Source organism: Pseudomonas sp. K8, from assembly GCF_014889455.1.
GTDB lineage: Bacteria > Pseudomonadota > Gammaproteobacteria > Pseudomonadales > Pseudomonadaceae > Aquipseudomonas > Aquipseudomonas veronii.
Window position 1 is genome coordinate 251,646 of sequence record NZ_VJWO01000001.1, and the last position, 26,468, is coordinate 278,113.

23 protein-coding genes, 1 tRNA gene and 2 pseudogenes are annotated in these 26,468 nt (G+C 56.3%); 14 read left to right on the forward strand and 12 right to left on the reverse strand.

Going from position 1 to position 26,468, the window contains the following annotated elements:
• Positions 1 to 9: 9 nt before the first annotated feature.
• The 4 genes from secD to queA all read right to left on the reverse strand — a co-directional run bounded on the left by secD (position 10) and on the right by queA (position 4,493).
• Positions 10 to 1,878 carry a protein translocase subunit SecD gene (gene secD / locus INT12_RS01140; RefSeq protein WP_017846189.1) on the reverse strand — a complete coding sequence of 623 codons (1,869 nt, stop codon included), beginning with the start codon at positions 1,876 to 1,878 and terminating at the stop codon, positions 10 to 12.
• Positions 1,879 to 1,940: 62 nt separating this feature from the next.
• A complete protein-coding gene (yajC, locus tag INT12_RS01145) occupies positions 1,941 to 2,279 on the reverse strand; it encodes a preprotein translocase subunit YajC (RefSeq protein WP_003175975.1) in 339 nt (112 codons plus the stop codon).
• A gap of 43 nt (positions 2,280 to 2,322) precedes the next feature.
• Positions 2,323 to 3,438: a tRNA guanosine(34) transglycosylase Tgt gene (tgt, locus tag INT12_RS01150; protein ID WP_010565220.1), complete on the reverse strand. Its 1,116-nt coding sequence runs from the start codon at positions 3,436 to 3,438 to the stop codon at positions 2,323 to 2,325.
• Between the two features lie 5 nt (positions 3,439 to 3,443).
• Entirely contained in the window at positions 3,444 to 4,493 is a 1,050-nt protein-coding gene (queA, locus tag INT12_RS01155) for a tRNA preQ1(34) S-adenosylmethionine ribosyltransferase-isomerase QueA (protein ID WP_017846191.1), read from the reverse strand.
• 108 nt (positions 4,494 to 4,601) lie between these two features.
• Here queA and INT12_RS01160 point away from each other — a divergent pair.
• The 5 genes from INT12_RS01160 to INT12_RS01180 all read left to right on the forward strand — a co-directional run bounded on the left by INT12_RS01160 (position 4,602) and on the right by INT12_RS01180 (position 8,441).
• Positions 4,602 to 4,686 (forward strand) — tRNA-Leu (locus tag INT12_RS01160).
• Between the two features lie 163 nt (positions 4,687 to 4,849).
• A complete protein-coding gene (locus tag INT12_RS01165; RefSeq protein ID WP_092233825.1) occupies positions 4,850 to 6,154 on the forward strand; it encodes a tyrosine-type recombinase/integrase in 1,305 nt (434 codons plus the stop codon).
• A 439-nt stretch (positions 6,155 to 6,593) separates the two neighbouring features.
• Positions 6,594 to 6,869, forward strand: a complete 276-nt coding sequence (locus tag INT12_RS01170; protein WP_092233821.1) for a hypothetical protein — start codon at positions 6,594 to 6,596, stop codon at positions 6,867 to 6,869.
• A 289-nt stretch (positions 6,870 to 7,158) separates the two neighbouring features.
• Positions 7,159 to 8,139 carry an integrase domain-containing protein gene (locus INT12_RS01175; protein WP_092233819.1) on the forward strand — a complete coding sequence of 327 codons (981 nt, stop codon included), beginning with the start codon at positions 7,159 to 7,161 and terminating at the stop codon, positions 8,137 to 8,139.
• Positions 8,136 to 8,441: a hypothetical protein gene (locus INT12_RS01180; protein WP_092233817.1), complete on the forward strand. Its 306-nt coding sequence runs from the start codon at positions 8,136 to 8,138 to the stop codon at positions 8,439 to 8,441. The genes INT12_RS01175 and INT12_RS01180 overlap by 4 nt, the downstream gene beginning before the upstream one ends.
• 586 nt (positions 8,442 to 9,027) lie before the next feature.
• On the opposite strand, the gene INT12_RS01185 is transcribed toward INT12_RS01180, so the two are convergent.
• Positions 9,028 to 9,939 carry a LysR family transcriptional regulator gene (locus INT12_RS01185; protein WP_092233813.1) on the reverse strand — a complete coding sequence of 304 codons (912 nt, stop codon included), beginning with the start codon at positions 9,937 to 9,939 and terminating at the stop codon, positions 9,028 to 9,030.
• A gap of 401 nt (positions 9,940 to 10,340) precedes the next feature.
• Between INT12_RS01185 and INT12_RS01190 the strand changes: the two genes are divergently transcribed.
• The 3 genes from INT12_RS01190 (at position 10,341) to INT12_RS01200 (ending at position 14,077) form a co-directional block, all read left to right on the forward strand.
• Positions 10,341 to 11,396, forward strand: coding sequence for a tartrate dehydrogenase (locus INT12_RS01190; protein ID WP_092233811.1), 1,056 nt, complete (start codon positions 10,341 to 10,343; stop codon positions 11,394 to 11,396).
• A 93-nt stretch (positions 11,397 to 11,489) separates the two neighbouring features.
• The gene (locus INT12_RS01195) at positions 11,490 to 12,842 is read left to right on the forward strand and encodes a dicarboxylate/amino acid:cation symporter (protein ID WP_193041033.1); all 1,353 of its coding nucleotides are present in this window, start codon (positions 11,490 to 11,492) and stop codon (positions 12,840 to 12,842) included.
• 137 nt (positions 12,843 to 12,979) lie between these two features.
• Positions 12,980 to 14,077: a sugar diacid recognition domain-containing protein gene (locus tag INT12_RS01200; protein ID WP_092233804.1), complete on the forward strand. Its 1,098-nt coding sequence runs from the start codon at positions 12,980 to 12,982 to the stop codon at positions 14,075 to 14,077.
• Positions 14,078 to 14,172: 95 nt separating this feature from the next.
• Here the strand turns inward: INT12_RS01200 and eno are convergent, their stop codons facing one another.
• Positions 14,173 to 15,462 (reverse strand): phosphopyruvate hydratase, encoded by a 1,290-nt coding sequence (gene eno, locus INT12_RS01205; protein ID WP_092233801.1) that lies wholly within the window; start codon positions 15,460 to 15,462, stop codon positions 14,173 to 14,175.
• Between the two features lie 342 nt (positions 15,463 to 15,804).
• Between eno and INT12_RS01210 the strand changes: the two genes are divergently transcribed.
• On the forward strand, positions 15,805 to 16,935 hold the full coding sequence (locus tag INT12_RS01210; protein ID WP_092233799.1) for a glycerate kinase: 1,131 nt from the start codon (positions 15,805 to 15,807) through the stop codon (positions 16,933 to 16,935).
• Positions 16,936 to 17,559: 624 nt separating this feature from the next.
• Here the strand turns inward: INT12_RS01210 and INT12_RS01215 are convergent.
• Positions 17,560 to 17,865, reverse strand: a complete 306-nt coding sequence (locus INT12_RS01215) for a hypothetical protein (RefSeq protein WP_092233794.1) — start codon at positions 17,863 to 17,865, stop codon at positions 17,560 to 17,562.
• A gap of 4 nt (positions 17,866 to 17,869) precedes the next feature.
• Positions 17,870 to 18,145: a hypothetical protein gene (locus INT12_RS01220; protein ID WP_139273555.1), complete on the reverse strand. Its 276-nt coding sequence runs from the start codon at positions 18,143 to 18,145 to the stop codon at positions 17,870 to 17,872.
• Between the two features lie 379 nt (positions 18,146 to 18,524).
• On the opposite strand from INT12_RS01220, the pseudogene INT12_RS01225 reads away from it, so the two are divergent.
• Positions 18,525 to 18,735 (forward strand): annotated as a pseudogene (locus tag INT12_RS01225) (hypothetical protein).
• Between the two features lie 418 nt (positions 18,736 to 19,153).
• Here INT12_RS01225 and INT12_RS01230 read toward each other — a convergent pair.
• Positions 19,154 to 19,462 (reverse strand): DUF3077 domain-containing protein, encoded by a 309-nt coding sequence (locus INT12_RS01230; RefSeq protein WP_102617299.1) that lies wholly within the window; start codon positions 19,460 to 19,462, stop codon positions 19,154 to 19,156.
• 538 nt (positions 19,463 to 20,000) lie between these two features.
• Positions 20,001 to 20,072, reverse strand: a pseudogene (locus tag INT12_RS31750) (dihydrofolate reductase); the annotation flags it as partial.
• Positions 20,073 to 20,671: 599 nt separating this feature from the next.
• Between INT12_RS31750 and INT12_RS01235 the strand changes: the two are divergent.
• Both INT12_RS01235 and INT12_RS01240 read left to right on the forward strand, forming a co-directional pair.
• Entirely contained in the window at positions 20,672 to 21,721 is a 1,050-nt protein-coding gene (locus INT12_RS01235) for a GIY-YIG nuclease family protein (protein WP_126585459.1), read from the forward strand.
• A gap of 189 nt (positions 21,722 to 21,910) precedes the next feature.
• Entirely contained in the window at positions 21,911 to 22,273 is a 363-nt protein-coding gene (locus INT12_RS01240; RefSeq protein WP_017846747.1) for a DUF167 domain-containing protein, read from the forward strand.
• 229 nt (positions 22,274 to 22,502) lie between these two features.
• Here INT12_RS01240 and INT12_RS01245 read toward each other — a convergent pair whose 3' ends face one another.
• Complete coding sequence (locus INT12_RS01245) at positions 22,503 to 23,153, reverse strand: LysE/ArgO family amino acid transporter (RefSeq protein WP_108524526.1); 651 nt, start codon at positions 23,151 to 23,153, stop codon at positions 22,503 to 22,505.
• 544 nt (positions 23,154 to 23,697) lie between these two features.
• Here INT12_RS01245 and INT12_RS01250 point away from each other — a divergent pair.
• Positions 23,698 to 24,351, forward strand: coding sequence for an NBR1-Ig-like domain-containing protein (locus INT12_RS01250; RefSeq protein WP_017846744.1), 654 nt, complete (start codon positions 23,698 to 23,700; stop codon positions 24,349 to 24,351).
• A gap of 449 nt (positions 24,352 to 24,800) precedes the next feature.
• On the opposite strand, the gene INT12_RS01255 is transcribed toward INT12_RS01250, so the two are convergent.
• Positions 24,801 to 25,688: a LysR substrate-binding domain-containing protein gene (locus INT12_RS01255; protein ID WP_017846743.1), complete on the reverse strand. Its 888-nt coding sequence runs from the start codon at positions 25,686 to 25,688 to the stop codon at positions 24,801 to 24,803.
• Positions 25,689 to 25,814: 126 nt separating this feature from the next.
• Between INT12_RS01255 and INT12_RS01260 the strand changes: the two genes are divergently transcribed.
• Positions 25,815 to 26,324, forward strand: coding sequence for a hypothetical protein (locus INT12_RS01260; protein ID WP_046484765.1), 510 nt, complete (start codon positions 25,815 to 25,817; stop codon positions 26,322 to 26,324).
• Positions 26,325 to 26,468 lie beyond the last annotated feature (144 nt).

Genomic DNA, 26,468 nt, shown 5'->3' on the forward strand with positions numbered 1-26,468 from the left:
GGCAGCCCCTTAAATCCACAACTTCTTGAAGTCACGCCCGCCAAAGATCAGGTTGACCATTGCGCGGGTCACCATGATGGCCGTGAACATCGAGGTAAAGATACCGAGGGACATGGTCACCGCAAAACCTTTGACCGGGCCGGTGCCCATGGCAAAGAGAATCCCGCCGACCAGCAATGTGGTCAGGTTGGAGTCGAGAATCGCGGTAAATGCCCGGCCGAAGCCTTCGTTGATTGCGCGCTGCACGGTCATGCCGGCGGCGATCTCTTCACGAATCCGCGAGAAGATCAGCACGTTGGCGTCCACCGCCATCCCCATGGTGAGGACGATGCCGGCGATGCCTGGCAGGGTCAGCGTAGCGCCCAGCAACGACATCAAGGCCAGCAGCATCACCATGTTGCCCGCCAGGGCCACGGTGGCGATGACGCCGAAGAAGCGGTAGATGGCGATGATGAACAGCGACACGAACAGCATGCCCCACAAGGCCGCATTGATACCCTTGGTGATGTTGTCGGCACCCAGGCTCGGGCCGATGGTGCGTTCTTCAGCGAAGTACATCGGCGCAGCCAGGCCACCGGCACGCAGCAGCAGGGCCAGCTCAGACGATTCGCCCTGACCGTTCAGGCCGGTGATGCGGAACTGAGCACCCAGCGGCGACTGGATGGTCGCCAGGCTGATGATCTTCTTCTCTTCCTTGAAGGTCTGCACCGGCACGTCTTTCTCGACGCCGTTGACCATTTGCTTGGTGTAGGTGGTGACCGGGCGTTGCTCGATGAAGATCACCGCCATGCTGCGCCCGACGTTGCTGCGCGTGGCGCGGCTCATCAGTTCGCCACCATGGCCATCCAGGCGGATGTTCACTTCAGGCGTACCGTGCTCGCCGAAACCGGCCTTGGCGTCAGTCACCTGGTCGCCGGTGATGATCAAGCCACGCTCGATCTGCGCCGCAGGGCGGTTGCCTTCACGGAACTCGAAGGTCTCGGAAGTGGCTTTGGAAGCACCCGGCTCGGCGGCCAGACGGAATTCCAGGTTGGCGGTCTTGCCGAGGATACGCTTGGCTTCAGCGGTATCCTGCACGCCCGGCAGCTCAACCACGATGCGGTTGGCGCCCTGGCGCTGAACGATCGGCTCGGCCACACCCAGCTCGTTGACGCGGTTACGCACCGTGGTCAAGTTCTGCTTGATGGAGTATTCGCGGATTTCCGCCAGCTTGGCCGGGGTCATCGCCAGACGCAGTACAGGTTGACCGTTGAGGTCGGCCGGTACGATGTCGAAATCGTTGAAGTTCTTGCGGATCAGCGCACGGGCCTGCTCGCGGGACGCTTCGTCAGAGAAGCCCAGCTGGATGGCACCGTTGAGCTGCGGCAGGCTGCGATAACGCAACTTCTCTTTACGCAGCAGGCTCTTCACGTCGCCTTCGTAGACTTTCAGGCGCGCGTCGAGGGCTTTGTCCATGTCGACTTCCAGCAGGAAGTGCACACCACCGGACAAGTCCAGACCCAGCTTCATCGGGTGCGCGCCAATGCTGCGCAGCCATTTTGGCGTGGTCTGTGCCAGGTTGAGCGCGACAACGTAGTCGTCACCCATGGCCTTGCGCACGACGTCTTTGGCCGGCAATTGGTCTTCTTGCTTGGTCAGGCGCAACAAGCCGCCCTTCGCATCAGCTGCCAACGTTGCCGCTTTGACCTGGATGCCCGCATCGGTGAGCGCTTTGCTCGCGCGCTCCAGGTCAGCCTGATTGACCTTCAGCGAAGTGCTGGCGCCAGAGATCTGGATCGCAGGGTCATCAGGATAGAGATTGGGAGCGGAATAAATAAAACCGATCGCCAGCACCGCCAGGATCAGTAGGTATTTCCACAGAGGGTATTTGTTCAGCATCACGCCGCCCGCTTATAACGCGGGGCGCCTTGCGCGCCCCGTCGATTGGTAAAAGTTGTTACTCAGATCGCTTTGAGCGTGCCTTTAGGCAGCGTGGCGGCGATGGCGCCCTTCTGGAACTTCATTTCGACGGTGTCGGAGACTTCCAGAACCACGAAAGCATCGGAAACCTTGGTGATCTTGCCCGCGATACCGCCGGTGGTCACGACTTCGTCACCTTTCTGCAGGCTGCCGAGCAGGTTTTTCTGCTCTTTGGCGCGCTTGGCCTGTGGACGCCAGATCATCAGGTAGAAGATGACCAGGAAGCCGACCAGGAAAATCCACTCGAAACCACCGCCCATAGGGCCGGCAGCAGCAGGCGCAGCGGCATCAGCCATGGCGTTAGAGATAAAAAAGCTCATTTAGCACTCCAGTTGCAAATAGTGAATCTTAGGGTCGGAAAACTCAGTCCAAGGGCGGCACAGGGAGCCCGCGCTTGGCATAGAAGGCATCGACGAAGGCGGCCAATGTACCCTGTTGAATAGCCTCGCGCAAACCAGCCATCAGGACTTGGTAATGACGCAAATTGTGGATGGTATTCAACATGCTACCCAGCATTTCCCCACACTTGTCCAGATGGTGCAGATAAGCACGGGAGAAGTTCTGGCAGGTATAGCAGTCACAGGTGGGATCCAGCGGCGAATCATCATGGCGATGGAACGCGTTACGGATCTTCAGCACGCCTGTATCGATGAACAGATGCCCATTGCGGGCATTACGGGTTGGCATCACGCAATCGAACATGTCCACACCGCGGCGCACACCCTCTACGAGATCCTCCGGTTTGCCAACGCCCATAAGGTAACGAGGTTTGTCAGCGGGCATCAGGCCCGGCAGGTAATCCAGCACCTTGATCATCTCGTGCTTGGGCTCACCCACCGACAGACCGCCGATGGCCAGGCCGTCGAAGCCGATCTTGTCCAGGCCTTCCAGCGAGCGCTTGCGCAGGCTTTCATGCATGCCGCCCTGGACGATACCAAACAGCGCCGCAGTGTTGTCGCCGTGGGCGTTCTTCGAGCGCTGGGCCCAGCGCAGCGACAACTCCATGGAAACCCGCGCGACGTCTTCGTCGGCCGGGTACGGCGTGCATTCGTCGAAAATCATCACGATGTCGGAGCCCAGGTCGCGCTGGACCTGCATCGACTCTTCCGGGCCCATGAACACTTTGGAACCGTCGACCGGCGAGGCGAAGGTCACGCCCTCCTCCTTGATCTTGCGCATGGCGCCCAGGCTGAACACCTGGAAACCACCCGAGTCAGTGAGGATCGGGCCTTGCCACTTCATGAAGTCATGCAGGTCGCCGTGCTTCTTGATCACTTCCGTGCCCGGGCGCAGCCACAGGTGGAAGGTGTTGCCGAGGATGATTTCGGCGCCGGTGGCGACGATATCGCGCGGCAGCATGCCTTTGACGGTGCCGTAGGTGCCGACCGGCATGAACGCCGGGGTCTCTACCGTACCGCGCGGAAAGGTCAGACGACCGCGACGGGCTTTGCCGTCAGTGGCCAGCAATTCAAACGACATACGACTCATAGTTGTTCCTCTGGGCCGCGTGGCGCCGGATTACGGGTGATAAACATCGCATCACCGTAGCTGAAAAAACGGTACCCATTGTCGATGGCAGCCTGATAAGCAGCCATGGTTTCCGGATAACCGGCAAATGCCGACACCAGCATCAACAGCGTGGATTCCGGCAAATGGAAGTTGGTCACCAGCGCATCGACCACATGGAACGGCCGGCCGGGGTAAATAAAGATATCGGTGTCGCCGCTGAACGGCTTGAGCACGCCATCACGCGCCGCGCTTTCCAGGGAACGCACACTGGTGGTGCCCACGGCAATCACTCGCCCGCCGCGCGCCTTGCACGCGTTGACCGCGTCCACGACGTCCTGGCTGACTTCCAGCCATTCGCTGTGCATATGGTGGTCTTCGATGTTATCCACACGCACCGGCTGAAACGTGCCGGCCCCCACGTGCAGGGTCACATACGCGCTCTCGACGCCCTTGGCGGCGATCGCATCCAGCAGCGGCTGGTCGAAATGCAGCCCGGCCGTCGGCGCCGCGACGGCACCGAGGCGCTGGGAATACACCGTCTGATAGCGCTCGCGGTCCGCATCTTCGTCGGGGCGGTCTATATAAGGAGGCAACGGCATATGGCCGACGCGCTCCAGCAGCGGCAACACTTCCTCGGCAAACTTGAGCTCGAACAACGCATCATGACGCGCCACCATCTCGGCCTCGCCACCGCCATCGATCAGCAGGGTCGAACCCGGTTTCGGCGACTTGCTGGAGCGCACATGGGCCAGCACGCGATGGCTGTCCAGCACCCGCTCCACCAGAATTTCCAGCTTGCCGCCGGAAGCTTTCTGGCCAAACAGCCGCGCCGGAATCACCCGGGTATTGTTGAACACCATCAAATCGCCCGGGCGCAAATGCTCAAGCAAATCAGTGAATTGACGGTGTGCGAGGGCACCGCTGAGCCCGTCCAGGGTCAGCAGTCGACTGGCGCGACGCTCGGCCAAAGGGTGGCGGGCGATCAGCGAATCAGGGAGCTCAAAAGTAAAGTCAGCAACGCGCATGATGGGGTTCGTCTAGCAGGGCCGGGAAGTCTAGCGGAAATAGTCAAAATTGACCATGAAACGTGATTGACCAACGGTAATCTCATCTCTATACTTCGCCGCCATTGAGCCCTGATGGCGGAATTGGTAGACGCGGCGGATTCAAAATCCGTTTTCGAAAGGAGTGGGAGTTCGAGTCTCCCTCGGGGCACCATTTGCAGTACATAGACGACTACCAGCGTCTACGAAACACACCTAGAGCCCGCTAACTGCGGGCTTTTTGGTCTCTGGGGTTCCACCCCCATCTCTTGCAAGCCAGCCACTTTTTGGTACATTTTCTGTACATATTCCAGTTCGAGAACCGGAGGTGTACAGCGATGCCATTGACCGCCTTACAAATCAAAGCGTCCAAGCCTGCCGACAGACCGTTTACCTTGAGTGATAGTTCGGGTCTTGCCCTGCTGGTGAAACCCAACGGCAGCAAGTACTGGCACTTCCGGTATACCTATCAGGGTCGGGCGGCGCGCATGTCACTGGGTGTGTATCCGCATATCTCCTTGCAGGAAGCTCGTGAACGAGCTGCAGAATGCCGCAACCTACTCAAGCAAGGCACCAACCCCGGCACAAAACGCCGCGATGACAAGCTGCGACAGCAGGAGGCCGGGCTCAACACCTTCAGGCGAGCCGCGGAGTACTGGTACCAATTCAAAGCGGACTCCGGCCGCAGCAGCGCGACGCTGAAGAAGATCCGCGACTATCTCGATAAGGATCTACTGCCCGCTCTCGGCGAAAAGCAACTGGAGCTCATTACTCGAAGCGACTGTGCAAAACTGCAGGCCTGCATCGAAAAACGAGGCGCCTTCAATGTTGCGGACAAGACCCGGACCTGGCTGAAACAGATTTTCAGTCAAGCCATTGCACGCGGCCTGTGCGAACATAATCCAGCCTCCGAACTCCATGCCATTGCGATAGCTCCACCGCCCACTCAACACTACCCACATCTGCACGAACACGAACTACCTGAGTTTCTCCGGGCTTTAAGCAAGACCACCAGCCGGCTACCAGCGAGGATTGCGTCATGGATGACAATTCTGACGGCTAGCCGCCCCGGCATGGTTCGCTATGCAAAATGGGAAGAGATCGATTTCGAGGAAGGGATATGGACCATCCCGGCCGCCCGCATGAAGATGCGCAGAGATTACGTCAGCCCTCTACCTCATCAATTGATCGCCATGCTTACCAAACTGAATCAAAGCACTGGACGCAGCCGGTATCTATTCCCTGGCAATGGTGAAAAGCAGCCAGTCATCAGTGAAAACACGATCAACCTGGTGTTCGCCAAGATCGGCTATAAAGGACGACTCGTCAGCCATGGCACTCGTCATACCGCAAGCACGCTGCTGCGCGAACATGGCTGGCTAAAGGATCATGTAGAAAGCCAACTGGCTCACGTCGAGGGCGGCATCTCTGGTGAGTACAATCAAGCCCTATACCTATCGCAACGTCGGATGATGATGCAGTGGTATGCGGACTATCTCGATGCCCTCAAAGAAGGCATTACAGCCAACCTTCGCGATCAATTTGATACTCGCGTTAATCAGTTCCTCGCACGCCCTTCTGCATCGCCTCTAACAGCGTCCCACGCACGCAAAGATGATAAGTTTCCTATCGATACAGACTAAGCGGCGATACAGCGATCACGGGATGCCTCACGAATTCGACTCGGTCTGCGACAACATCACAGCCCTATAAAATAGCCGTGGCGCATTCAAACGTGGGTAAGCCTGTGAGATCACCGCTGTCCACCCTTCCTCGCGGGTCCATCCAAGCGGGGCTGCAAAGCCGCCCTGCTTGGATGGACCTCACTTAAAAAATCTAAAGCCCACGTAACTGTCTGTGGAAAACCACTGATTTCCACCGGTGGATACTTTCATCCACAGCCGCAGAATCCCCGAAAAATCGAGCCTTGACCCAAATTATCCACAGGCGTAAAAAAGATCGTGCAAGCGCTGTCCTTGACAGCAACCCAGGTAGTCAGAACCTTTGAGGCTACGCCACATCGTGGTGGTTCACCCCCAAGTGCGATTAGCGTCCGGCGGCTCGCACAGTCACAGCGATGTGATGGATGCCTACTTCTACCAGAGTGCCCACTGCGGCAACTCATACCTCTACATTCCTGCCCTGCAGCAACCTATCCGCTTGGCCATTTCACTGCGCCAACCTGCGTTCGTCTCTTACTTCCAGGAAGAGACGAACGCGCCTACCGCTGCTGCAGCCCAAATCGTACAAGGCTTTGCGGCATTCCCCCTCGTGACAATCGGCGTGACAAACACCGAAGCCACCAGCAACAGCGATGCAGATGATGGTGCCGCAGCCCACGGAATGGACTGCACCTGACTGACAGTCAGGCACGCCCCGGTCATCACATCCCTGCCTTCACCTGACTCAGGATCTCGCGGCATTGGCCTCGTCAGCCAGCACAGCCTCCACCCGCCCACTTCCTCGGAAGTGCTCAGGAGGCCAGATCATGAGATGCCCAAGCTCTTGGCCGTAAGGAGCCGCCTGTCCCGCGTCAGTGGACACCCCTCACAGGCCGCAGGGGCCTTGATCCCTGATAACACTCAACATTCTTGGCGGGATGACGTGGGGATGGTTTTAAAAGTTGGGCTTCGAGAGGAGTTTGATCATGGCACTGGTAGGTAAACGTGACGGGCGAAATTTTGGGTATGGACGACAACTGAGTTATGCCGGGCCGCAGGCATTGCGCGATATGTTTGGCGGCGGACATTACGGAACGGTCAAGGCACACAGTGATCGGTGGCAGGCGTTTGTGCGGTGGTGTCGGTCGGAGGATGGACCGGGGTTTAACGATGCGCGAAAAATTGATCGGCAGACCTTGCTGGACTATGCCGGGCATCTGCGCCAGCAAGTTGAACAAGGGGCTATCTGCATCGCCACCGCGCAAAACCGGTTATCCAGCGTGAACCGGACCATGGCCGCGCTTCGCGGTGATCAGTATGTGAAAGTGCCGAGTCCGAGCAAGGCACTAGGCATGCGGCGCATCAGTGTTCGTCGCTCGGTGCCGCAAGGCCAAGACCGCGAACACGTGAAGCGGATCGTCGACATGCTCTGCGAACACCAAATGCCGCGCGCCGCGGCCATCGCGCAGCTGGCCCGAGCCACCGGCATGCGCTTGCGCGAGACCATTTTGGCCGACCTACCTCGCTTGCAACGCGAGGCCGAAAAACTTGGCAAGATCAACATCCAGGAGGGCACCAAAGGTGGCCGATCCGGTGCGTCGGCCCCTCGCTGGATTACCGTGAACGATCACATCCGCGAAGCATTGGAGTTCGCCCTTCAAGTCTCACCCGACGGTAGCCGCAACCTGCTTGCACCGAACGAACGCTACCTCGATTTCCAACGGGAAATCGTGCGTCCCGCACGAGTCATCCTCCATACGCACAACCTCAAAGGCTTCCACGAATTGCGGGCGGCCTATGCGTGCGAACGCTACGAGCATATCACCCAGCATCTCGCCCCCATCAACGGAGGCCGTTGCTATCAGCTCGACCAACGCCTCGATCGTGAGGCTCGAGACCAAATCAGCTATGAACTCGGGCACGGCCGTATCGACGTGGTATCGGCTTACATTGGTGGTCGAACATGAGCAAGCCATTCGATATGGAGCTGTTCCTTAGGGGTGTCCTGAGCGGGTCGCATGCCACACGCCAGCGTCACCTTCGCCAAGCGAAGGCTATCCAAACAGCTATCGCTGAGCGCTGGCAACGCGACAACCCATGGGCTTGGCAGCAAAAGCATCTCGCTTGGTTTTTAAATCACCACGTGAACCAGCACGCTGAGTCGACGCGCTATTACTTTTTGCTGACCATGCAGTTACTCACTCATCGCCTAGGGAAATCCTGGCAGTTCAACCCCAAGCGAAGGTCAGAAAACGGCCGATTCTGTTGAAAAAGTCGGCCATGGTTTCTACGGCAGAAAAATACGCGTTTGAGATTGAAATCTATGTTTTGAACAGAGGATTCCGGGCTCAGATTTCGCGTAGCGGCGCGCAAAAAAGGCGTTTTCAGCGGTCAGTATGCAGGCAGTCCGGAAGGACCGACTTTTTCAACAGAATCGGCCAAAAGCTGACAGTCGTGGCCGCACTATGATGAGCTAGCCCCAGTCGAGGCTGTGGGCATTCGATGCTTGACTTCTACACGACATCCCCTGTCGGGGACGACAAAGACAACAAGAGTTAAACTGCTACCGGGGAGATACGGTACGACGCGAAATTCCTGCTGCGGCACCGTCCCGTTGGTAGCGATGTTGAACTGGCTTTACGCCGTGAAGAGGAACCCGATCACTTCGGCTCCTTAATTGACCCCTGTGGGCAGTTCCTCTACCGAAAGCTGAGGGCAAGCCGCTGAGCGACAGTGAATCATGGCCCTTCCAAGATCACGTATTCCGGCAAGTTCTACATGCCTCTGGCATCAGTCTGGCCCCGCGGCGCTTTGCCTGCGCTGTTTGCGGTCCATCGGGTTGTAAGTCAATGGGCTCATTCAGCTTCGCTCAAATGATCGATATGAGCAAAGCGCTCGACCAGAAAGTCGATCAGGGTGCGAACCCGTGCAGATAGCTGCAGTTGCTGGGGGTAAACTGCATAGACATCCGCGCGGGTAGGCCTCTGATCTTCAAGGATCAACTGCAAGCGGCCGCTTCGCACATACCGGGCAATGTCCCACTCTGCTCGCATCAGAATGCCGTAACCCTCCAACGCCCAGTTCAAGGCCACCTCGCCGTCGTTGCAACCCAGGGCGCCATGCACTTTGATGTTTTGAGTACGGCTACCTGCTGCGAAACTCCATACGCCATAAGGCGTCTCGTTTTGCCTGATGAAAATGCAGTTGTGCTGCTGCAAATCTGCCAGTCGCTCAGGTGCGCCGTGCTTCTGCAGGTAAAGGGGAGAGGCACAGAGCAAACGACGGTTGGATGCGATTTTGCGAGCATGGAATGCTGCATCCGGCAGTGTGCCGAAACGGATGCTCAGGTCAAACCCGTGGGTCGTCAGATCCAGTGGATGGTCGCTGATCTCCAGTTGTATTTCAACCTCAGGATAGCGGCTGTAAAAGGCCGCCAACGCCGGCCCGATATAGCGGCGACCAAAGCCGAGCGATGCGTTGACCCGAATCAGCCCTTTGGGAGTTGCCCGACTGCTGCTGACCATCTGCTCGACCTCATCGATCTGCGTCAGGATTCGCGCCGCGTGGGAGAAGTAAAGCTCACCCTCTGTGGTCAGGCTCATAGAGCGGGTGGTGCGATTGATTAAACGAATGCCCAGCCTGGCCTCCAGCGCCGATAGACGTTTGCTCACTGCCGGAGGGGTGACCCCCAGCTCGCGAGCCGTGGCGGCAAGGCTGCCTTGGTTGGCCAGCAGGTAAAAAAACGACAGGTCTAAGGTCTGGCTCATTCATGACTCAAAGTGATGTATGGGGCGTTTAAGTTTGATTGAAGCATCATCAATACATATATCCTGCCCATGGCTTGTCTGAATAGCATTTTCAACCTGCAAAAGCAGGAGCCTTAGATGAAGGTGCTCTGGTTTCCGTCAGTGCTGCGCCTGCTTCGGGGGCGAGCCACCATGAAACCGTAACCACCTTTTCAAAATCCGCACCGGCCCGGCTGTTTACCTGGAGGCTTGGTCTCGAGTGGTTTACGCCTCAAAAAGGACGAAGGATTCATAACTTAAAGTAAATTATGTAGTGATTTCAAGTAACTCACACCTTCCGATTCAATACTTATACTCGGAACACACCCTGATCGAACAACTCCGTTTGACGGGCAAAACAAAACTTACAAAGGTGTTCCCAAATGAGTGCTTACAAAATTGCTTCGATTCCTGGTGACGGTATCGGCATTGAAGTTATTGCTGCCGGGGTTGAAGTCCTCAAGGCGCTGTCCAAGAAAGTCGGCTTTGAAATTACCTTCAAGGACTTCGACTGGAATTCGGATAACTACCTGAAAAATGGCTACTACATTCCGGAAGGCGGCCTGGAAGAACTCAAGACTTTCGATGCCATTTTCTTCGGTGCCGTGGGTGCGCTGAACGTTCCTGACCACATTTCTTTGTGGGGACTGCGTCTGCCTATTTGCCAAGGCTTTGACCAGTACGCAAACGTACGTCCTGCCCGCGTGCTTCCTGGCGTTAAAAGCCCGTTGCACAATGGTGATCAGATCGACTGGGTCGTGGTTCGTGAAAATTCAGAAGGTGAGTACTCGGGCAACGGCGGACGTGTACACCGTGGCTTGCCAGAAGAAGTGGCCACTGAAGTCTCCGTGTTCACCCGTGCCGGTGTTGAGCGTATCCACCGTTTTGCCTTTCAGTTGGCGCAAAGCCGTCCGCGCAAGCACTTGACTATGGTTACTAAGTCCAACGCCCAGCGCCATGGCATGGTGTTGTGGGATGAGATCTTCTACGAGGTGGCCAAGGACTTCCCGGATGTGAAAATCGACAAAGAACTCGTCGATGCCGTTACCACGCGCATGGTGCTTAAGCCATCCACTCTGGATGTGATCGTGGCGACCAACCTGCACGCCGATATCCTTTCCGACCTCGCCGCCGCCTTGTCAGGTAGCCTGGGGATTGCACCGACTGCCAACCTGAATCCTTCGCGCCAGTTCCCATCGATGTTCGAGCCGATCCACGGTTCCGCCTTCGACATCACCGGTAAAGGCGTCGCCAACCCGATCGCAACTTTCTGGACTGCGGCCATGATGCTCGAGCATCTGGGCGAGGCGTCGGCGGCCAAGGAACTGATGTCCGCCATCGAAGCTGTAACCGAAAGCGGTTTGCACACGCCTGACCTAGGCGGTACGGCAACCACTCGGCAGATCACCGACGCTGTAATCAAGCTGATTGGCCGCTAATTCAAAGTAATAACTGCGGCATACCGCCAAGGGATGGGTCATTGATCCTGCCCTTGGCATTTCCTGACAACAATAAAAAATCAGGGCCCTGTCATGAAAAGAATTCTGGGAAAGCTCTACGTTCAAGTTTTGCTAGCCGTGATCCTCGGTGCCGTCGTGGGTGTAGCGGTTCCTGAAACCGGTGAAGCACTGAAGCCCTTGGGCGACGCCTTCATCAAGTTGATCAAGATGCTCCTTGCACCGGTGATTTTCCTCACGGTGGTAACGGGCATTGCCAAGATGGAAAACATGAAGGAGTTAGGGCGTGTTGGTTTGCGCGCGCTGATCTACTTCGAGGTGGTATCGACCCTGGCGCTGGTGGTTGGTCTAGTGGTGGTGGACGTGTTCAAGCCCGGCGCAGGCATGAACATCGACATCGCGACGCTGGACGCGTCAAGCCTGGATACCTACACCACCGCAGCGAAGCACACGACGTTCATGGATTTCGTGATGAACATCATCCCGAACACCATTGTCGATGCCTTTGCCAAAGGCAATGTGCTGCAGATCCTATTGTTCTCGGTGCTGCTGGGCGTCGCCCTGGCACAGGTCGGCCCCCGCGCAAAATTCTTCGTCGACACGCTTGATAGCTTGATGCAGGGCATGTTCCGAATGGTCAACATGATCATGCGCTTGGCCCCCATTGGCGCATTCGGCGCGATTGCCTTCACCATCGGCAAATACGGCTTCGGCTCGCTGTTCTCGCTGGGCAAGCTGATGGCCTGTGTCTATCTCACCTGCATCGTGTTTGTGATCTTCGTGCTCGGTCCCATCTGCCGCATGAGTGGTTTCAGCCTGTGGAAATTCCTGCGCTTCATTAAGGAAGAGTTATTCACTGTGCTGGGCACCAGCTCGTCGGAGTCGGTACTGCCGCAGATGATTTCCAAGATGGAGAAGGCAGGCGTTTCCAAGCCCGTTGCCGGCATGGTGATTCCGGCGAGCCTGACGTTCAACCCTGACGGGCAGGCGATCTACTACACCGCCGCCATTTTCATTGCCCAGGCCACCAACACACCATTGACCTTGATGGACCAATTGATCGTGCTGGCCGTGCTGATGTTCACCTCCAAGGGATCGGCCGGGGTGACCGGTTCGGGTTTTATCATTTTGGCGGCCACTTTGGCTTCGCTGGGAACCATCCCGGTGGCTGGCATGGTGCTGTTGTTGGGTGTCGACCGTTTTATGTCTGAAGCGCGTGCCATCACTAACACCATTGGCAACGGCGTCGGCACCATGGCGATTGCCAAGTGGGTTGGAGCACTGGATACGGCGAAGATGAATCGTGCACTCAACGGTCAGCCGGAGCCTGATGAAGTGGCGCCCCCTGTCGCCAGCCAATCCGCGTCCCATGACGCTCATAGCAACGGCTCTCAACAGGTGGGCCTGGCGCCTGCTTTGAAGGTCTAAGCTTCTGCAATCAGAAGTTTGGACTGGCTCAACGTCGGCTCCTTCCCGGAGTCGACGTTTTCTTTTTAGGCGACCTTCAATTTGAAATCAGATAGCTGCGCCGGTCGCGTGACGAGTCATTTTCGAAGGTAAAAACAATGTTTGAGTTGGATCATGTGCTTGCGCAGGACATTGTCGATCGAGCAATGCTCATCCTTCCTTTCAATGTCAATGTGATGGACTGCCAGGGCTTGATTATGGGCAGTGGCGAGCCCGAGCGGATCAACACCCGTCATGAGGGTGCCCAGCTAGTCCTGGCGAACCAGCGCGTGGTGGAAATCGAAGTGCAGTCGTCTCCCTGCCTGAAAGGGGTCCAGCCAGGTATCAACGTGCCGCTGATGCACGATGAACGTTTGATTGGCGTGCTGGGCCTTACGGGCGATCCGCATAAGCTGCGTACTTACGCAGAACTGCTGCGCATGACCGCTGAAATGCTAGTTTCGCAACGGCACCGCGAAGTGCAGTCACAATGGCGCAAACAGCGCAGCGATGACTTGCTGGCCTTGCTTTTGGCGGATTCGGGAGACTGTCCTCGCTTGTTGGACGAAGCGCAGCAGCTAGGGCTCAAACACCAGCTCACGCGCACGCCACTCTTGATTGAGCTGACCTCCATGCAAGTCGCGACGATGGTCAGTGAATGGCTGCTGGCGAGGGTTCCAGACAGTTGGTGTCTAAGTCCGTCGCCTAAGACTGTCCTGTGGTGCTGCCCCGCTCAGAGCGGGGTCGATCCTCACAAGTACCTTCAAAAAATGCACACCCGAGGCTGGACGCCTGTTCGTGTGGCCTTCGGCGTGCCTGCCCAAGGAATTGAGCGGCTACGCAAAGTCTGCACGCATGTGACGGCGCTAGCGGCCTATGGTCGTGCCGTGTTGAAGACAGAGCGGCTCTTGCTGCTGACGCGCTTGCGTCTGCCAGCGATGTTATGGGCTCATCGTGAAGAATATGTGATCGAGGAACTACTCGCCGTCGTCAACAAGGTGCGTGCGAAAGACAGCAATGGTCAGTTGATGCAGACGTTGCGAAGCTGGTGCGAGCACAGTGGGCAAATTCAAACTTGTGCAGATGCACTGGGCCTTCATCGAAACACGCTGCGTTATCGGATGGACAGGATTTCAGAGATCACAGAGATGGATCTAAGCCAGCTGGATAATGTGATTACCTTGTATCTGGGTGTGCAACTGATGGCTGACGGTTGAGCCTCGATGTTCAGGCATAAAACAGGCGCGGACTTGCATCAGCGCCTGAGGTTGGAAAGCTGGACAGTTCGCCGGTATCAGCACTCGGCATAGGCTTAGCGAGTACCTGCGCCGTAAACCGCGAAGGCGCCCAATGCTTCTTCTATACGCAGCAAACGATTGTATTTGCTCACTCGGTCCGACCGGCACAGCGACCCGGTCTTGATCTGTCCGGCCCGTGTGGCGACAGCGAGGTCGGCAATAAAGGTATCTTCCGTTTCCCCGGAGCGGTGTGAGATGACCGCTTTGTAGCCCGCCGCTTGAGCCATGCGGATGGCGGCCAGGGTTTCGGTCAAGGTACCGATCTGGTTGTATTTGATCAGGATCGAGTTGGCGATCCCTCGATCTATACCGTCCTTGAGGATGCGCGTGTTGGTGACGAACAGATCGTCGCCGACCAATTGCACACGTTCGCCCAGATGAGCGGTCAGTTTTTTCCAGCCGTCCCAGTCGCTTTCGTCCATGCCGTCTTCGATAGAAGTGATGGGGTAGCGCTCACAGAGTGAGCTCAAGTAACGGGAAAAGTCTTCGGAGTCGAATCGACGATCTTCACTCTGCAGATGGTAAAACCCGTCCTCGAAGAATTCGGAGGCTGCGCAGTCGAGCGCCAGGGTAACGTCCTGTCCCAGCACATAGCCTGCCCGTTCCACGGCTTCCTGGATGACCACCAAAGCGGCTTCGTTGGAGGGCAGCGAAGGGGCAAACCCGCCTTCGTCGCCGACCGAGGTACTCAAGCCTTGAGCGCGCAATACAGCTTTCAAGGAATGAAAGATCTCGGCTCCCACGCGCAGTGCCTCGCGAAACGATGTGGCTGACACTGGCTGAATCATGAACTCCTGAATGTCCACATTATTGTCGGCATGTTCACCGCCGTTAATGATGTTCATCATCGGTATGGGCAAGGCGTATCGTCCAGGTTGACCGTAGAGGGAGGCCAAGTGCTCGTACAGCTCCAGGCCTTGGTGCTGTGCGCCAGCTCGTGCGGTGGCCAGCGATACGGCTAGCGTCGCATTGGCGCCCAAGGCGCTTTTGGACTCAGTGCCGTCCAGTTTGATCATGGCCTCATCGACGGCCTTCTGGTCTAAGGCACTAAGCCCTTTGACCCGTGCGCCGATCACGCTGTTGACGTTGTCCACGGCGCGCAGAACGCCCTTGCCCAAGTAGCGTGATTCACCATCGCGCAGTTCCAGCGCTTCTCTCGAACCCGTCGATGCGCCAGAGGGCACACTGGCAGATCCGGTCACACCGTTGGCCAGTGTCACGCTGGCTTCTATCGTCGGGTTGCCGCGTGAATCGAGTATCTCGCGGGCGTGAACGTACGCAATGGCAGAGGTTTCAGGCGTCATGGAGGGTCTCCGATCGAGTGGTGTTTGCAGGGGACGGGTGGCTGGCGTTTTCGAATAGTTCTTGCTGTTCTGCTCGTACGGCACGGACGTCGAAATCCCGTGGCCAATCAGTCATGGGCTCTAAGGGAGGCGGCGTTTGTACGGCCGCGTGCGGGTTCAAAATCATTGGACGTCACTCTTTTGTTAATGAGGGCAACATTTCTTGACCAAGCCTACGCCGCGATTCGGTCGAATCCTTTAGGCGCGCGAACAAAAGCGCTTGCCTGTACTTGTGCCGGGAGCTGGAGCCTAAGCGGTTCGCTAATGTCAGCATGAGGCATCACCTATCGCCGGAGAGCGCTCATGAAAATCGTCATAGCACCTGATTCATTCAAGGACAGCCTGAGCGCCGATGGCGTTGCACAAGCCATTGCGCAGGGGCTGGCAGAGGTGCTGCCCAACGCTGAATTGGTGCAATGCCCGATGGCCGATGGCGGCGAGGGAACCGTGGAGGCGATTCTGGCGGCCCTGCATGGTGAGTGTCGTCACGCCAGAGTTTGTGGGCCTTTGGGTGTTGAGGTTAGCGCCCGTTGGGGATGGCTTGCGAAGACGCGAACCGCGGTCATTGAAATGGCTGAGGCGAGCGGCCTGCAACTGGTGGCCCTGGAGCAACGTGATGCCTGTCTCAGCTCTAGCTACGGCACTGGACAACTGATCCTTGATGCTCTGGATGCCGGGGCCGAGACAATCATCCTCACCATTGGTGGTAGCGCAACCAACGACGGTGGTGCGGGTATGCTCAATGCCTTGGGCGTGTGCTTCCGAGATGCTGGTGCAAGAGAGTTGACGCCAGGAGGTCTGGCTCTTTCTGGCTTGTGCAGTATCGATTTGAGTGGGATGGATCCGCGTCTACATAGCACCCGTTTCGAAGTGGCGGCTGATGTCGATAACCCCTTGTGCGGTGCCCACGGCGCTTCATTTACCTTTGGCCGGCAAAAGGGTGCAAGCAGCGAGCAGATCGAGCAGTTGGATCAAGCATTGACTCATTTCGCCGACTGTTGCGCAGTTGTGCTTGCGCAGGATGTTCGCGACGTTCCGGGCGCCGGTGCAGCCGGAGGCATGGGGTTCGCCGCGAAAGCGTTTTTGGGCGCCGGTTTTCGACCGGGCATAGAAGTGGTGGCCGAATTGGTCGGGCTTGCCGATAAGATCAAGGGTGCAGCCTTGGTGATCACCGGCGAAGGCCGTTGTGATGGTCAAACATTGCGCGGTAAAACCCCCATGGGAGTGGCGCGTATTGCGCGTGAGCAAGGCGTACCTGTAGTGATTCTTGCCGGCACGCTCGGTGAGCGCTACGAGGCGCTGTATGAACACGGCGTCAACGCTGCTTTCGCATTGGTGTCGGGCCCCATGAGCCTCGCCGATGCGTGCCAGCAAGCACCTCGACTATTGCGCGAACGGGCGCGGGATATTGCTCGTCTCTGGCGGCTTAAATAGCTATTTGCGGCCTGCAGGCAACTGAGAGGTATGAACCGTCCCACGCCTGAGCTCAGTCACCACCACCTGCGGAGCACCTACTCGCCACATTGAGCGGTTTCTCAGTCCTGCGGTGATCTTTGCTGCTCTTTATTGGATTAGTTTCAGGTTATTTGCTAGTGCAGGTGCGTCTATCCTGTGCCTGCGGCCTTAGATGCAAATTAAGTCAGCCGTTGCAGTTTCTGCATCTGCGGCGGCCGGTGTGAACTCATCGGCCGCGCCTCATGCTGTGAAATTTGTAGTGATCCAATTTCAGGATGCGCTTGAGGTGAGCTCACACCATTTCTACCTTTTTACGGTCGTGCGAAAGCGCTGATACTCTCGCTTGGCGGTGATATGACGAACCACATCTCGAGTGGTTCATCGTTCGGCCCCACTCCTACCGTTCGAGTATCGGCCCAAAAGCGATTCCTGGTTATGTGCCGCTTTGGCCGACCTTTGCGGAGCCTGAGAGGCTGCAATGGTTTTCTACCCCTCGCGGCAGGCAGAAAACGGCCCAGAGGCAGACATTCTGACGGAACCAATTCTCCGAGATCCTTGTGAAACTACTCCGGATTCTCACAAAGGCACTTACTCATTTAACAGTCAGTCCCAAAACTCACTGGACGGAAACTCATCGAACCAAACCTCGTCGTCAAAATCTTCGTCGGCCTTAGTCTCGGCCATGCTTAGATGGATAGAACTCGGTACGAGGCGCCACCGCAGCTCGCGGAATTTCACTTCGAAATCGAACCGCGCGGCCAAGAACTGAAAGGTTTTCGCAAGGGGATATTCTGTAATGCCCGTGAGTTCAGCTGTCGCCAAGACAACTAGCACCCCAGTATCGTCTTGGTAGTTACTCGATACCTTGGGGTCAGCCACATTGATGGTCAGGTTAGGTGAGGGTTTCACGAGGCTATTCTGCTTTGGCCAGGAGGGCCACTTGTTCCTTCAGCTGCTGAAGCACATCCGGGATAAAGGCCACTTCATCGAATTGATCTACTCCAAAGACGTAATGGAGAAGCCGAACGTCCTGGGGTTGTTTATGCGCGGTGGTGCGAAGTTCATGGAAGGAGGCAAAACCAGCAGAGACAGATAGCCGCTCACGCGCATCGGCCAGTTGCCAACCTCGCTGGCTCGCGATCGATTTCGTGAGCGATTTAAAAACGTTAAATGCGGAAAAAGCGGACATGACATTCCTCTTATATGGACGTATGACCGATTGCCTGCTCACCGGACTGTCCAAAAAGGATTCGTCATGGGATGGGGGTTTACAACGATGGGCTCTTGCTTCGCGTAACAGGCGCCAGGCGACCATCTCCGCCCTGCGCGAGAAGATAGTGCAAGTGCTTTTGTCTTGGCAAGGGAGTCTTGCGATGCTTGGGAAAGCGTCAGATCTGGCCAGAGGGTACTGGTGGTTGACCACCGCTTTTGGCCAACTGTAGGGCTTCGTGACTGGCAGCAATCACTGTGGATGCACCTTCCTCCCGGCGCCCCTGCCGACCATGCGCAACCCCCTACCTAGGTCAGTACCCCCCTGCTACGCTTAAAATTTCACGGAGGATTGCACAATGCCAAACTCAGACTTACTCCCTTCCCTCCTATTCAAGATCAACGAAAACCAGCTCGCCCTGGAGGCCGCCATCATGGAGCTTTCAAACTGGGTAGAGATGCGCGGATCGGCGGACGTCGCAGAACAATGTTCGGGGTGCCCTGGACACGATCGATCGGAACGAGGAGTTCATCAAGATAACGCTTGCTGTGCTCATGACGCCCGAGTGATCGCGAAAGTTCGTCATGTGTCGGTTTCGGCCCTTTTTGGCAGACTAGGAGTCTATCCGTGACCCGTTTCTTGTAGATCTTATCTACAGCTCGTCGGAAATTTGATGGCGAAATCCGATCAAGCTTCCATCCATACCAGCCCTTATTGGTGACAGGCAAGGTGTACACTTCACGGTACAACATGGAAGTGTACACACGCATAAAACTATGTTAATTAGATAGTTATGCTATTATTCGAGTCTCCCTCGGGCACCATCTTAAAAAAAGACCTTGAAATTCAAGGTCTTTTTTTTCGCCTGTCGAAAAGTGGGCAACCAGCAAAACCCCTGACCAGCGCAACATCAACTTGAAACACAGCCCCTTGTGGGAGCTGGCTTGCCTGCGATAGCGTCAGCCGCAACCCCCTCAAACCACCAGACTAACTACCCGCCACTTCACCCTCCTCCGTCACCCCATTGGCCAACATCCCATTCGCCAAATCATCCACCACCGCCTTCGCCATCTCCCCCAAATAATGCGCCGCCCAGGCATAACGATCCGCGCCCGTGTCCATGGCGGCATCCAACGCCAGCAGTTTTGAACAGTGGAGAAGTTCGGAGGCGTGCTCCAGCGCATCGCGGATGGGCACGCCGGAGTTCACGCGGAATAGTCGGTGAAGGTTGGGCTGCTTGCCACAGGTGGAAAAGGTGATGACGCCGAGGGTTTTGTTGAGGGGTGGGTTGATCATTGAGCACCTCCTGGATGGGCGGAGGTGCGGGTGGTGGGGTTGTGAGGGTATGGCCTGTCAGAAATGCTCATGGTTTTAGCTCCTAATGTCGAGAAGCTGCCACGTTCGTTATCAGGCGAAAGGGTGGCAGCTGTGCGCAGGCTGATAAACCGGGACAATAGGAACCCGGCAGGCCCGAAGGCCTCCCGCGCACAGCCGCCATAACACGGATGTGCGGACGCAAAAAAAGCGTCGGCATGGTGCTGGAGACGCTAGAGCGCCTATTGTTCCACGGGTTATCAGGCCCGGTCACTGAATTTGCAGCGACGACGGAAAGGTAGCGCGGATGGAGGCGGGACTAAAAGGTGGTATCTGTGGCGAAAGGTTTCCGGGATCTGTAAGGGTTAGGCGAGTGTCGACGGAAACAACCGGGGTCTGCCCCCCGATTACCTCCGGGAAAACGTATTGGTTTAATGGGCATCAGAAATGACCGTGTGCGCCGACGCGATGGCTGATATCTTTCCCGCGCTCCCAATCGCGTCCAATCGACGCCGGTCCCATCAATGTCGCCATCTGGCCGGGCGATGAAGCCGTCCAGGCTGACGGCGATGAAAACATGTGCAGTGGCCATCAGGACCTCCTAATTGAAACGACGTTTATTCATACTTGATCATAAGCCGAATAAAAGGTTCGCCTTCGCTGACTGCCGTTCATAGGTACGATCCCATAAGCGCCAAGATGGCAACAGGGCCAAGCTAAACCGTTTCTATGAACTTAGAGACTGTTGAGAGTGCCGTCGCGGTCGTTGAACTCCCATATTATTCTTTCTCCAGCGTGACGCGCCCAAGTCTACTTGGTGAGCGACGACATTGAGGCATTTCAGCCCTTTTTGATTTTTCAGAGTTTGACTCTAATTACCCTAGGTCACACGAAGTTGAAAGTACTGTCAGATACCTCGAAGTCGAGGTCGACGATTCCTTTAAGACGGCGGAACAGATGAAAGTCTGACTATTTATAACGACAGTCGACTCTAAACCGTCGCTATCCGCCCCGGAGCGGTCGATCGAGCCTCGGCCTTAACTCAATCATTCGGCCTGTAGGCGACTCCGCGTGCTAAATTGATATTTTCGAGGCGAGTTACCTTCACGCCAGGTGGTAAGTGCTGTTTGCAAGCCATTCCGACTGGTGACTTAAGGAGCTAGTTTCCTATACAACTGTAGGTAGACCATTATGGAAAACCATCCTGCCCCTGAGAGAGGATATGTATATATCCTCGGGGTTAAAGACATCGAACTTCCGGTGTGCAAGATCGGAAGAACCGCTAGAGATCCTGCTGTTCGCTGTGCAGAAATAAATCAGAGCTCGACGGGTGATTTTCTTTGGGAGGTAACCCATCAGATTGCAGTGAACGACTGCCAGAAGTTTGAGTCGCTGGTTCATACAAAGCTCCTGCAACTCCGACAGAGAAGGCGTGAGTTCTTCAATCTTCACCCGGACGATGCAATTCTTGCGGTTCAATCCATACTCGCGTCGGTATCGGACGTAAGTGCAGTAACCATCATGGAAGCGCAAAAAGAAGACATCGATGTATCAAAAGCGGGTGCTCCTCCCCGCAAACAGTCTACGCGCTCCAGCAGGAACACCCTATACGCCCATCTATTACACGGATTCACCGAATTGCTGGGTATTAAAGGACGACCATTCGGCCAATTAAACAAACCCTCCTTTGGAATTAGTGATGGACACGAAGGAGTTCAATGGAACCTCGCGATATACCCGAACGATGGGAAAGCGCGCGTGGGAGTTAATCTCGAGGGCTTGCAATACAGCGGCTGGCCGATTGCAACGCTGATAAAATCCGAACTGGAAATCCCTGCGTTACTACGACTTGTGCCAGATATACTCGATCCTCAGGACATCACCCTGCGTTTCGCGAGAGACGCGTGGCAGCTAAGTTCAAGACCGAAAATCCTGGAGGACACTTTAGGTGGACGCGAGTTTCGTCTCTCCGAAATCACCGATGGGTTATGGCGTTCAATACTCACCGAAGCCATCGGCTGCCTCAACAAAGACCGGAGCTACCATGGCCGAGCCCGCCAAGCTGTGACCGTGCTGAGAAAGGATGGGGCAGACGCGAATTCGACGTTTATGTTGGTTTCGCCTCACCTGACTATTTGGACTCCAATTGACCCATTGAGCGACTCGATCGAAGCGTTGTCCGCTGCGATTGATCGCTTAAAGCCCGTCCATGAATGGGCATCGAAGGTGAGCGGCGGTTAGGGTCGGCATTTGAAAAAAACGCCAACCAACTACACAATCAACCGGGCGTTTGGGCGTTTTCGCGTCGCGCAATTCCTCCGGGTCGGCGCAACCAAGCGCCGTTTATTGCGACCTTAGCCGACAGAACAATCGGGGAGTGACCCCGATTACCTTAGTTAGGCATTTTTATCCGACCTACGCAGGATCCATGTGAAGAAAGCAAAAGCGATTACCAAAAAGAAATCATCCGGCCGTGGCTTTGAGATGTCCTCATTTTGTGGGTGGGATGGAGAGACTTTAGTTCTGAACATACTTGGAACTCCGAGCGCCAAAAAGGATGCCATCGGCAAGGCGAAAGGAAGTCAACTCAAGATCAGCGTCACCGCCGCACCCGTAGCAGGCAGGGCGACTGACCACATGGTTAAGTTTCTCGCCCGAGAGTTTGACGTCTCGGTTTCTGACATCACGGTTGTGTTCGGTCGTTTTAATTTGAACAAGCAAATGCGTATAAGGGCGCCAGGAAGCTTACCTGCCGTAGTGGCCAAGGCCCTGTCAGAAGCAGAAAGCACCTGACCATTCGCTACGGGCGCGATGCAGCCTAATGAGCCGCCCTGCTGTCATGGACTGTTCCAGTGTCTGCTTGCAGTAAAAGGGGGGACAGATTTATTTTCTGCACTCCAAGCGTCCGCTTCTGGCCGACTTCGGCCTATCGCAACCGGCAGATTACTCTTTCTCCAGCGCGATACGCCCAAGCCGACCTGGTGAAAGACGACATTGAGGCGTTCGCAGCCCTTTGGACTCTTCAGAGTCTGACCCCGATTACCTGCTGAAAGACACCCACTGAATCAGTGATCAACATCCCGGCCAGGTACACCATCAACACCGCCACACCCGCATCCAACCAGCGCCACACCACTGGCGCCTGGAACAGCCGCGTCAAACGCTGACATCCCAGCGCCAGTATCACAAACCACACCAACGACGCCGTCATCGCGCCGCTCGCGAACAGTGCTTGTTGGCCGGTGGGTTTGGCTGCGCCGATCGAGCCGATCAGCACGACGGTATCAAGCCAGGCGTAGGGATTGGCAAACCCGAGCACCAGTGCTGTGCGCAGCAAGCCTCGTTGCGAGTGACCGCCTTGCGTGTTGGGCATGGACTGGTTACGTAGGCACGCCAGCAAGCGTTGACCGCCAAACCAAAGCAAATACGCCGCACCGGACAGCAGCAACAGCGCCACCACACCCGGCCGACTTCCCAGCAATGAACCCAACCCTGCGACGCCAACAGCGATCAGTAGGACATCGGCGAGTACGCAGATAGCAACCACGGCCCAGATCGGACCCCGGCCCACACCTTGGCGGATGACCAAGGTGTCTTTCGGACCAGGCGCGGCGAACAGCCCCATGCCCAAAAGCAAGCCTTCGAGGTAAAGAGCGTTGAAGTTTAGAAACATGGGATGTTCGAACCCGCTAGAATATTAGAGAAGTTGAATCGGTTGATTACCGAACTTGGTGTGCGGACGTTTATGGCACTATTTAAACTGATGGTTGCGAGCGGGAAAAATTTAGCAGCGTTTGAACAAAGGAAAATGAATCTTTAGTGGCCTGAGAGATTGCTGAATATCCATCAACAATTTTTTGTAGTCCTGCAGCATGGCATCAGACATTTGCAGGATGCCGAAGCCTGATCGAACAATGGATTCACAGCACGTTTTTATTTGAGTCATCGCTATATCCAAAGATGATTGTAAAGGAATGCAACACACACAAGGTTCGCAAGCATGCGAGAAACCACGACACTGGATGTAGCCACCCCAAACGGGACCTATCCATGTCCTTCACCACGTCGCTAGCAGGTCGCAAGTGTGCATCGCTCGATATACGTAGCGGCGAGCAGGTTGTCCTTTTTGGCGAACAACGTGACGACTATCACCAAGGACCGGAGATCAACACTCGAATATGAACATCAGAACACGCGATACGCTTCGAGCCTTGGTTATGCGACGCAGCCGAGAACTGGGAAAGCCCCTGACAGCCCTGGCCAAAGAAGCCGGCATTTCCCGAACCTACCTCTACGGATTGACCGGCGGAGCCTCACAAGATCCCTCAGTACGCACCCTGATCAAACTGGCCAAGGCGTTGCAGGTTTCGCCGCTGCTGTTATTCCGCTACTTCGCCGACCTGGCTGGCGCACCGGGGGATGCCTGTTCAATGGCAACCACTAATCGCGCCACCGGCCTGCGTGACCCCAGCGATATAGCTGTCTTCAACGCGGATGTCACCACCCCAGACCAGACCGTGGTGCTGCCCGGTGAGACGTTTCAGAAAACCTGGGAGATCCAGAACCTTGGCGCCCGCCCGTGGCGCGGTCGGAAATTGGTACGGGTCGACGGCGAATACGTAATCGCTCGCCGCAGCGCGTCCGGCGTTCCCTTGGAAGTGGTGATGGACACCCACCTGCGCAGCCTGAACAACGAAATCCCCATCGCCGAAACCCTGCCCGGCCAGCCGGTACGTATCAGCGTGGAGTTCGGCGCCCCAAGAGAGACCTGCACACTCACATCCATCTGGCGTATCGAAGATGAACAGGGCCAGCCTTGTTATGGACCCGCCTTCATCCTGCATGTAATCGTCAACGTCATGGCACGTTAAGGTCCGACGGGAGCCCCACAAATCTGTCCAAAACTCTGTGTCTGATGACGGGCGTCTATCAATGTAGACCGCAACTGCATTTACACCTCCATAAAAATAAAACCTCGACTACTGTATTAAACCAACTAACCCTCTCTTCCTTATTACCAAAAAATCAAAAAAACACATTGCACGCCCCTTCAACTCATCCAAAAGTCTTACCCCCCTATTAATAGGTCGTGGTTTTACAAACAGACATTGACGCATTTATCCCGCCAGGAATAAGGAACCCCACAGGGGCTGGCGGTTTATCTCAATGGCGTGCGGATCAATGAAGCGTTCCGCGATACCGTGAATTTCGACCTGGTACCCTGCGTGGCCATCGACTGCGCTGATGCATGCCGGTTTCAATGTGAAGTTCTGAGTCGCTCAGCGTCTGAACCAATCCGGTACAGGCCCCACCGCATCCCCTACTTCACCTGCGCTTCCTCCAACAGCCAACGCGCAAATACCTGGATGGGCGCGCGGCTCAGTTCAAGCGGTTCGGGTAGCACGAGGCAAAAGGCCTTGGCGACATTCTTCTCTTGTGGCCATGGCGCGACCAGCCGGCCTTGCGCCAGTTCGGCTTCCACGTACAGGCGCGGTACGAGTGCCACGCCGAGCCCCGCCAGCGCGGCTTCGATCAGCATCGCATGCAAATCGTAGCGCGCGCCCATCGCGGCGTTGCTCAGGACAATCCCGGTTTGCTGGGCGTAACGCTGCCAGGCATCCGGGTTCTGTCGTCGGTGTAATCGCGGCAGTGAATCCAGAGCCGTTGCCTGCTTGCCCGGCTTCAGCAGGCCAGGGTGACAAACCGGAATTAACACTTCGTTCAACAGGCGGTGCGTCTGCATGCCCGTCCACGCCGGGTGCTCAAAATGGATGGCGGCATCAAAACCGCTGCCGGCGAGCACGAACGGTTCCATACGTTCCGAGAGGTGTACGCAGATATTCGGGTGTTGCTGGCCAAAGCCGGCCAACCGCGGAATTAGCCAGCGCAGGGCAAAGGTTGGGCTGACGGCGATATCCAGGCTGGCGCCGTCGCTGGGCTGGCCCATCAAATACTGGCTGTCCCTGTCGAGCCGGTCGAGTAGTTCGCGCACTTGGGCCGCGTAGCGCTCACCGTTGGGCAAGAGCCGCACACGGTTGCCAACACGCTCGAATAACGTGACCCCCAGAAACGCCTCCAGACGGCCTATCTGCCGGCTGATGGCGCCTTCAGTCAGGGCCAACTCGTCTGCGGCACGGGCGAAACTGCCATGCCGGGCTGCGGCTTCAAAGGCCATCAGGGCAGCGTTACTCGGGAGCTTTCGACGCATGGGCATTCCTGGTTCAAGTCAAGGCCTCCACCTTGATGTTTAATCACTGCAGAGTGCCGAAAAGTCGTTTTATGGCTCATTACCGTGTCACTAGCATGATAAAACATCAACCAACGAAGTGACATGATGATTTATACAGTCGAATGCAACTACGCTGACCCCGCCAGCGAAGCTGAGTGGAATGCGTTTTACAGCCTGGAAAAACTGCCAGCGCTGATCTCGGTGAGCGGATTCAGCTCCTCGCAGCGGTTCAAAGCCTTGAGCGGCGATTGCCCGGCCTACCTGGCCCTGCATTCAGTCGACACGCTTGCCGTGTTGCAGAGCGACGAGTACCGCCAAAAAGGGGGAGGCAATTTTGCCCGTTGGCAGTCGCACATCACTGATTGGAAGCGCAACCTCTATGCCGGGCTGGACCGGGCAGTTGGCGTGGGCGCGAACGAATTCCTGTTGGTCAGTGAACAAGGCCCTCAAGTACTGATTGGATTAGGCCTTACACCTGTAGCGCTGCACGCGGTTGCGTTGGACAAGAACCCTGCACACCGTTGGCTGGCCAAACTGGGTTGCACTCAGGCAAGGGCCAGCGATCTGCAGGGGCTGAAGGTATATAGCGCAATGACCATGCAGTTACTGTCATGAGCCACGCGGACATAAATCACTGGAGGCTTGCCGGCCGGCACAGTGATCTAGGTTTTACCCCGAAGGGTCTTACCGGATGACCAATCACCTTCATAGGGGCCCGACTTAGCGGCCTCTCGTTCGCGTTTAACCTTCTCGTCGATT

What these genes read in the sequence shown, in the direction of transcription:
- INT12_RS01250 (WP_017846744.1), top strand. Translation starts at nt 23,698, where the DNA reads ATGCGACGCAGCCGAGAACTGGGAAAGCCCCTGACAGCCCTGGCCAAA.
- INT12_RS01190 (WP_092233811.1), top strand. Translation starts at nt 10,341, where the DNA reads ATGAGTGCTTACAAAATTGCTTCGATTCCTGGTGACGGTATCGGCATT.
- INT12_RS01245 (WP_108524526.1), bottom strand. Translation starts at nt 23,153, where the DNA reads ATGTTTCTAAACTTCAACGCTCTTTACCTCGAAGGCTTGCTTTTGGGC.
- secD (WP_017846189.1), bottom strand. Translation starts at nt 1,878, where the DNA reads ATGCTGAACAAATACCCTCTGTGGAAATACCTACTGATCCTGGCGGTG.
- INT12_RS01255 (WP_017846743.1), bottom strand. Translation starts at nt 25,688, where the DNA reads ATGCGTCGAAAGCTCCCGAGTAACGCTGCCCTGATGGCCTTTGAAGCC.
- INT12_RS01170 (WP_092233821.1), top strand. Translation starts at nt 6,594, where the DNA reads ATGGATGCCTACTTCTACCAGAGTGCCCACTGCGGCAACTCATACCTC.
- INT12_RS01210 (WP_092233799.1), top strand. Translation starts at nt 15,805, where the DNA reads ATGAAAATCGTCATAGCACCTGATTCATTCAAGGACAGCCTGAGCGCC.
- INT12_RS01195 (WP_193041033.1), top strand. Translation starts at nt 11,490, where the DNA reads ATGAAAAGAATTCTGGGAAAGCTCTACGTTCAAGTTTTGCTAGCCGTG.
- INT12_RS01220 (WP_139273555.1), bottom strand. Translation starts at nt 18,145, where the DNA reads ATGTCCGCTTTTTCCGCATTTAACGTTTTTAAATCGCTCACGAAATCG.
- INT12_RS01185 (WP_092233813.1), bottom strand. Translation starts at nt 9,939, where the DNA reads ATGAGCCAGACCTTAGACCTGTCGTTTTTTTACCTGCTGGCCAACCAA.
- tgt (WP_010565220.1), bottom strand. Translation starts at nt 3,438, where the DNA reads ATGTCGTTTGAATTGCTGGCCACTGACGGCAAAGCCCGTCGCGGTCGT.
- yajC (WP_003175975.1), bottom strand. Translation starts at nt 2,279, where the DNA reads ATGAGCTTTTTTATCTCTAACGCCATGGCTGATGCCGCTGCGCCTGCT.
- eno (WP_092233801.1), bottom strand. Translation starts at nt 15,462, where the DNA reads ATGACGCCTGAAACCTCTGCCATTGCGTACGTTCACGCCCGCGAGATA.
- INT12_RS01230 (WP_102617299.1), bottom strand. Translation starts at nt 19,462, where the DNA reads ATGATCAACCCACCCCTCAACAAAACCCTCGGCGTCATCACCTTTTCC.
- INT12_RS01260 (WP_046484765.1), top strand. Translation starts at nt 25,815, where the DNA reads ATGATTTATACAGTCGAATGCAACTACGCTGACCCCGCCAGCGAAGCT.
- INT12_RS01180 (WP_092233817.1), top strand. Translation starts at nt 8,136, where the DNA reads ATGAGCAAGCCATTCGATATGGAGCTGTTCCTTAGGGGTGTCCTGAGC.
- queA (WP_017846191.1), bottom strand. Translation starts at nt 4,493, where the DNA reads ATGCGCGTTGCTGACTTTACTTTTGAGCTCCCTGATTCGCTGATCGCC.
- INT12_RS01165 (WP_092233825.1), top strand. Translation starts at nt 4,850, where the DNA reads ATGCCATTGACCGCCTTACAAATCAAAGCGTCCAAGCCTGCCGACAGA.
- INT12_RS01200 (WP_092233804.1), top strand. Translation starts at nt 12,980, where the DNA reads ATGTTTGAGTTGGATCATGTGCTTGCGCAGGACATTGTCGATCGAGCA.
- INT12_RS01175 (WP_092233819.1), top strand. Translation starts at nt 7,159, where the DNA reads ATGGCACTGGTAGGTAAACGTGACGGGCGAAATTTTGGGTATGGACGA.
- INT12_RS01235 (WP_126585459.1), top strand. Translation starts at nt 20,672, where the DNA reads ATGGAAAACCATCCTGCCCCTGAGAGAGGATATGTATATATCCTCGGG.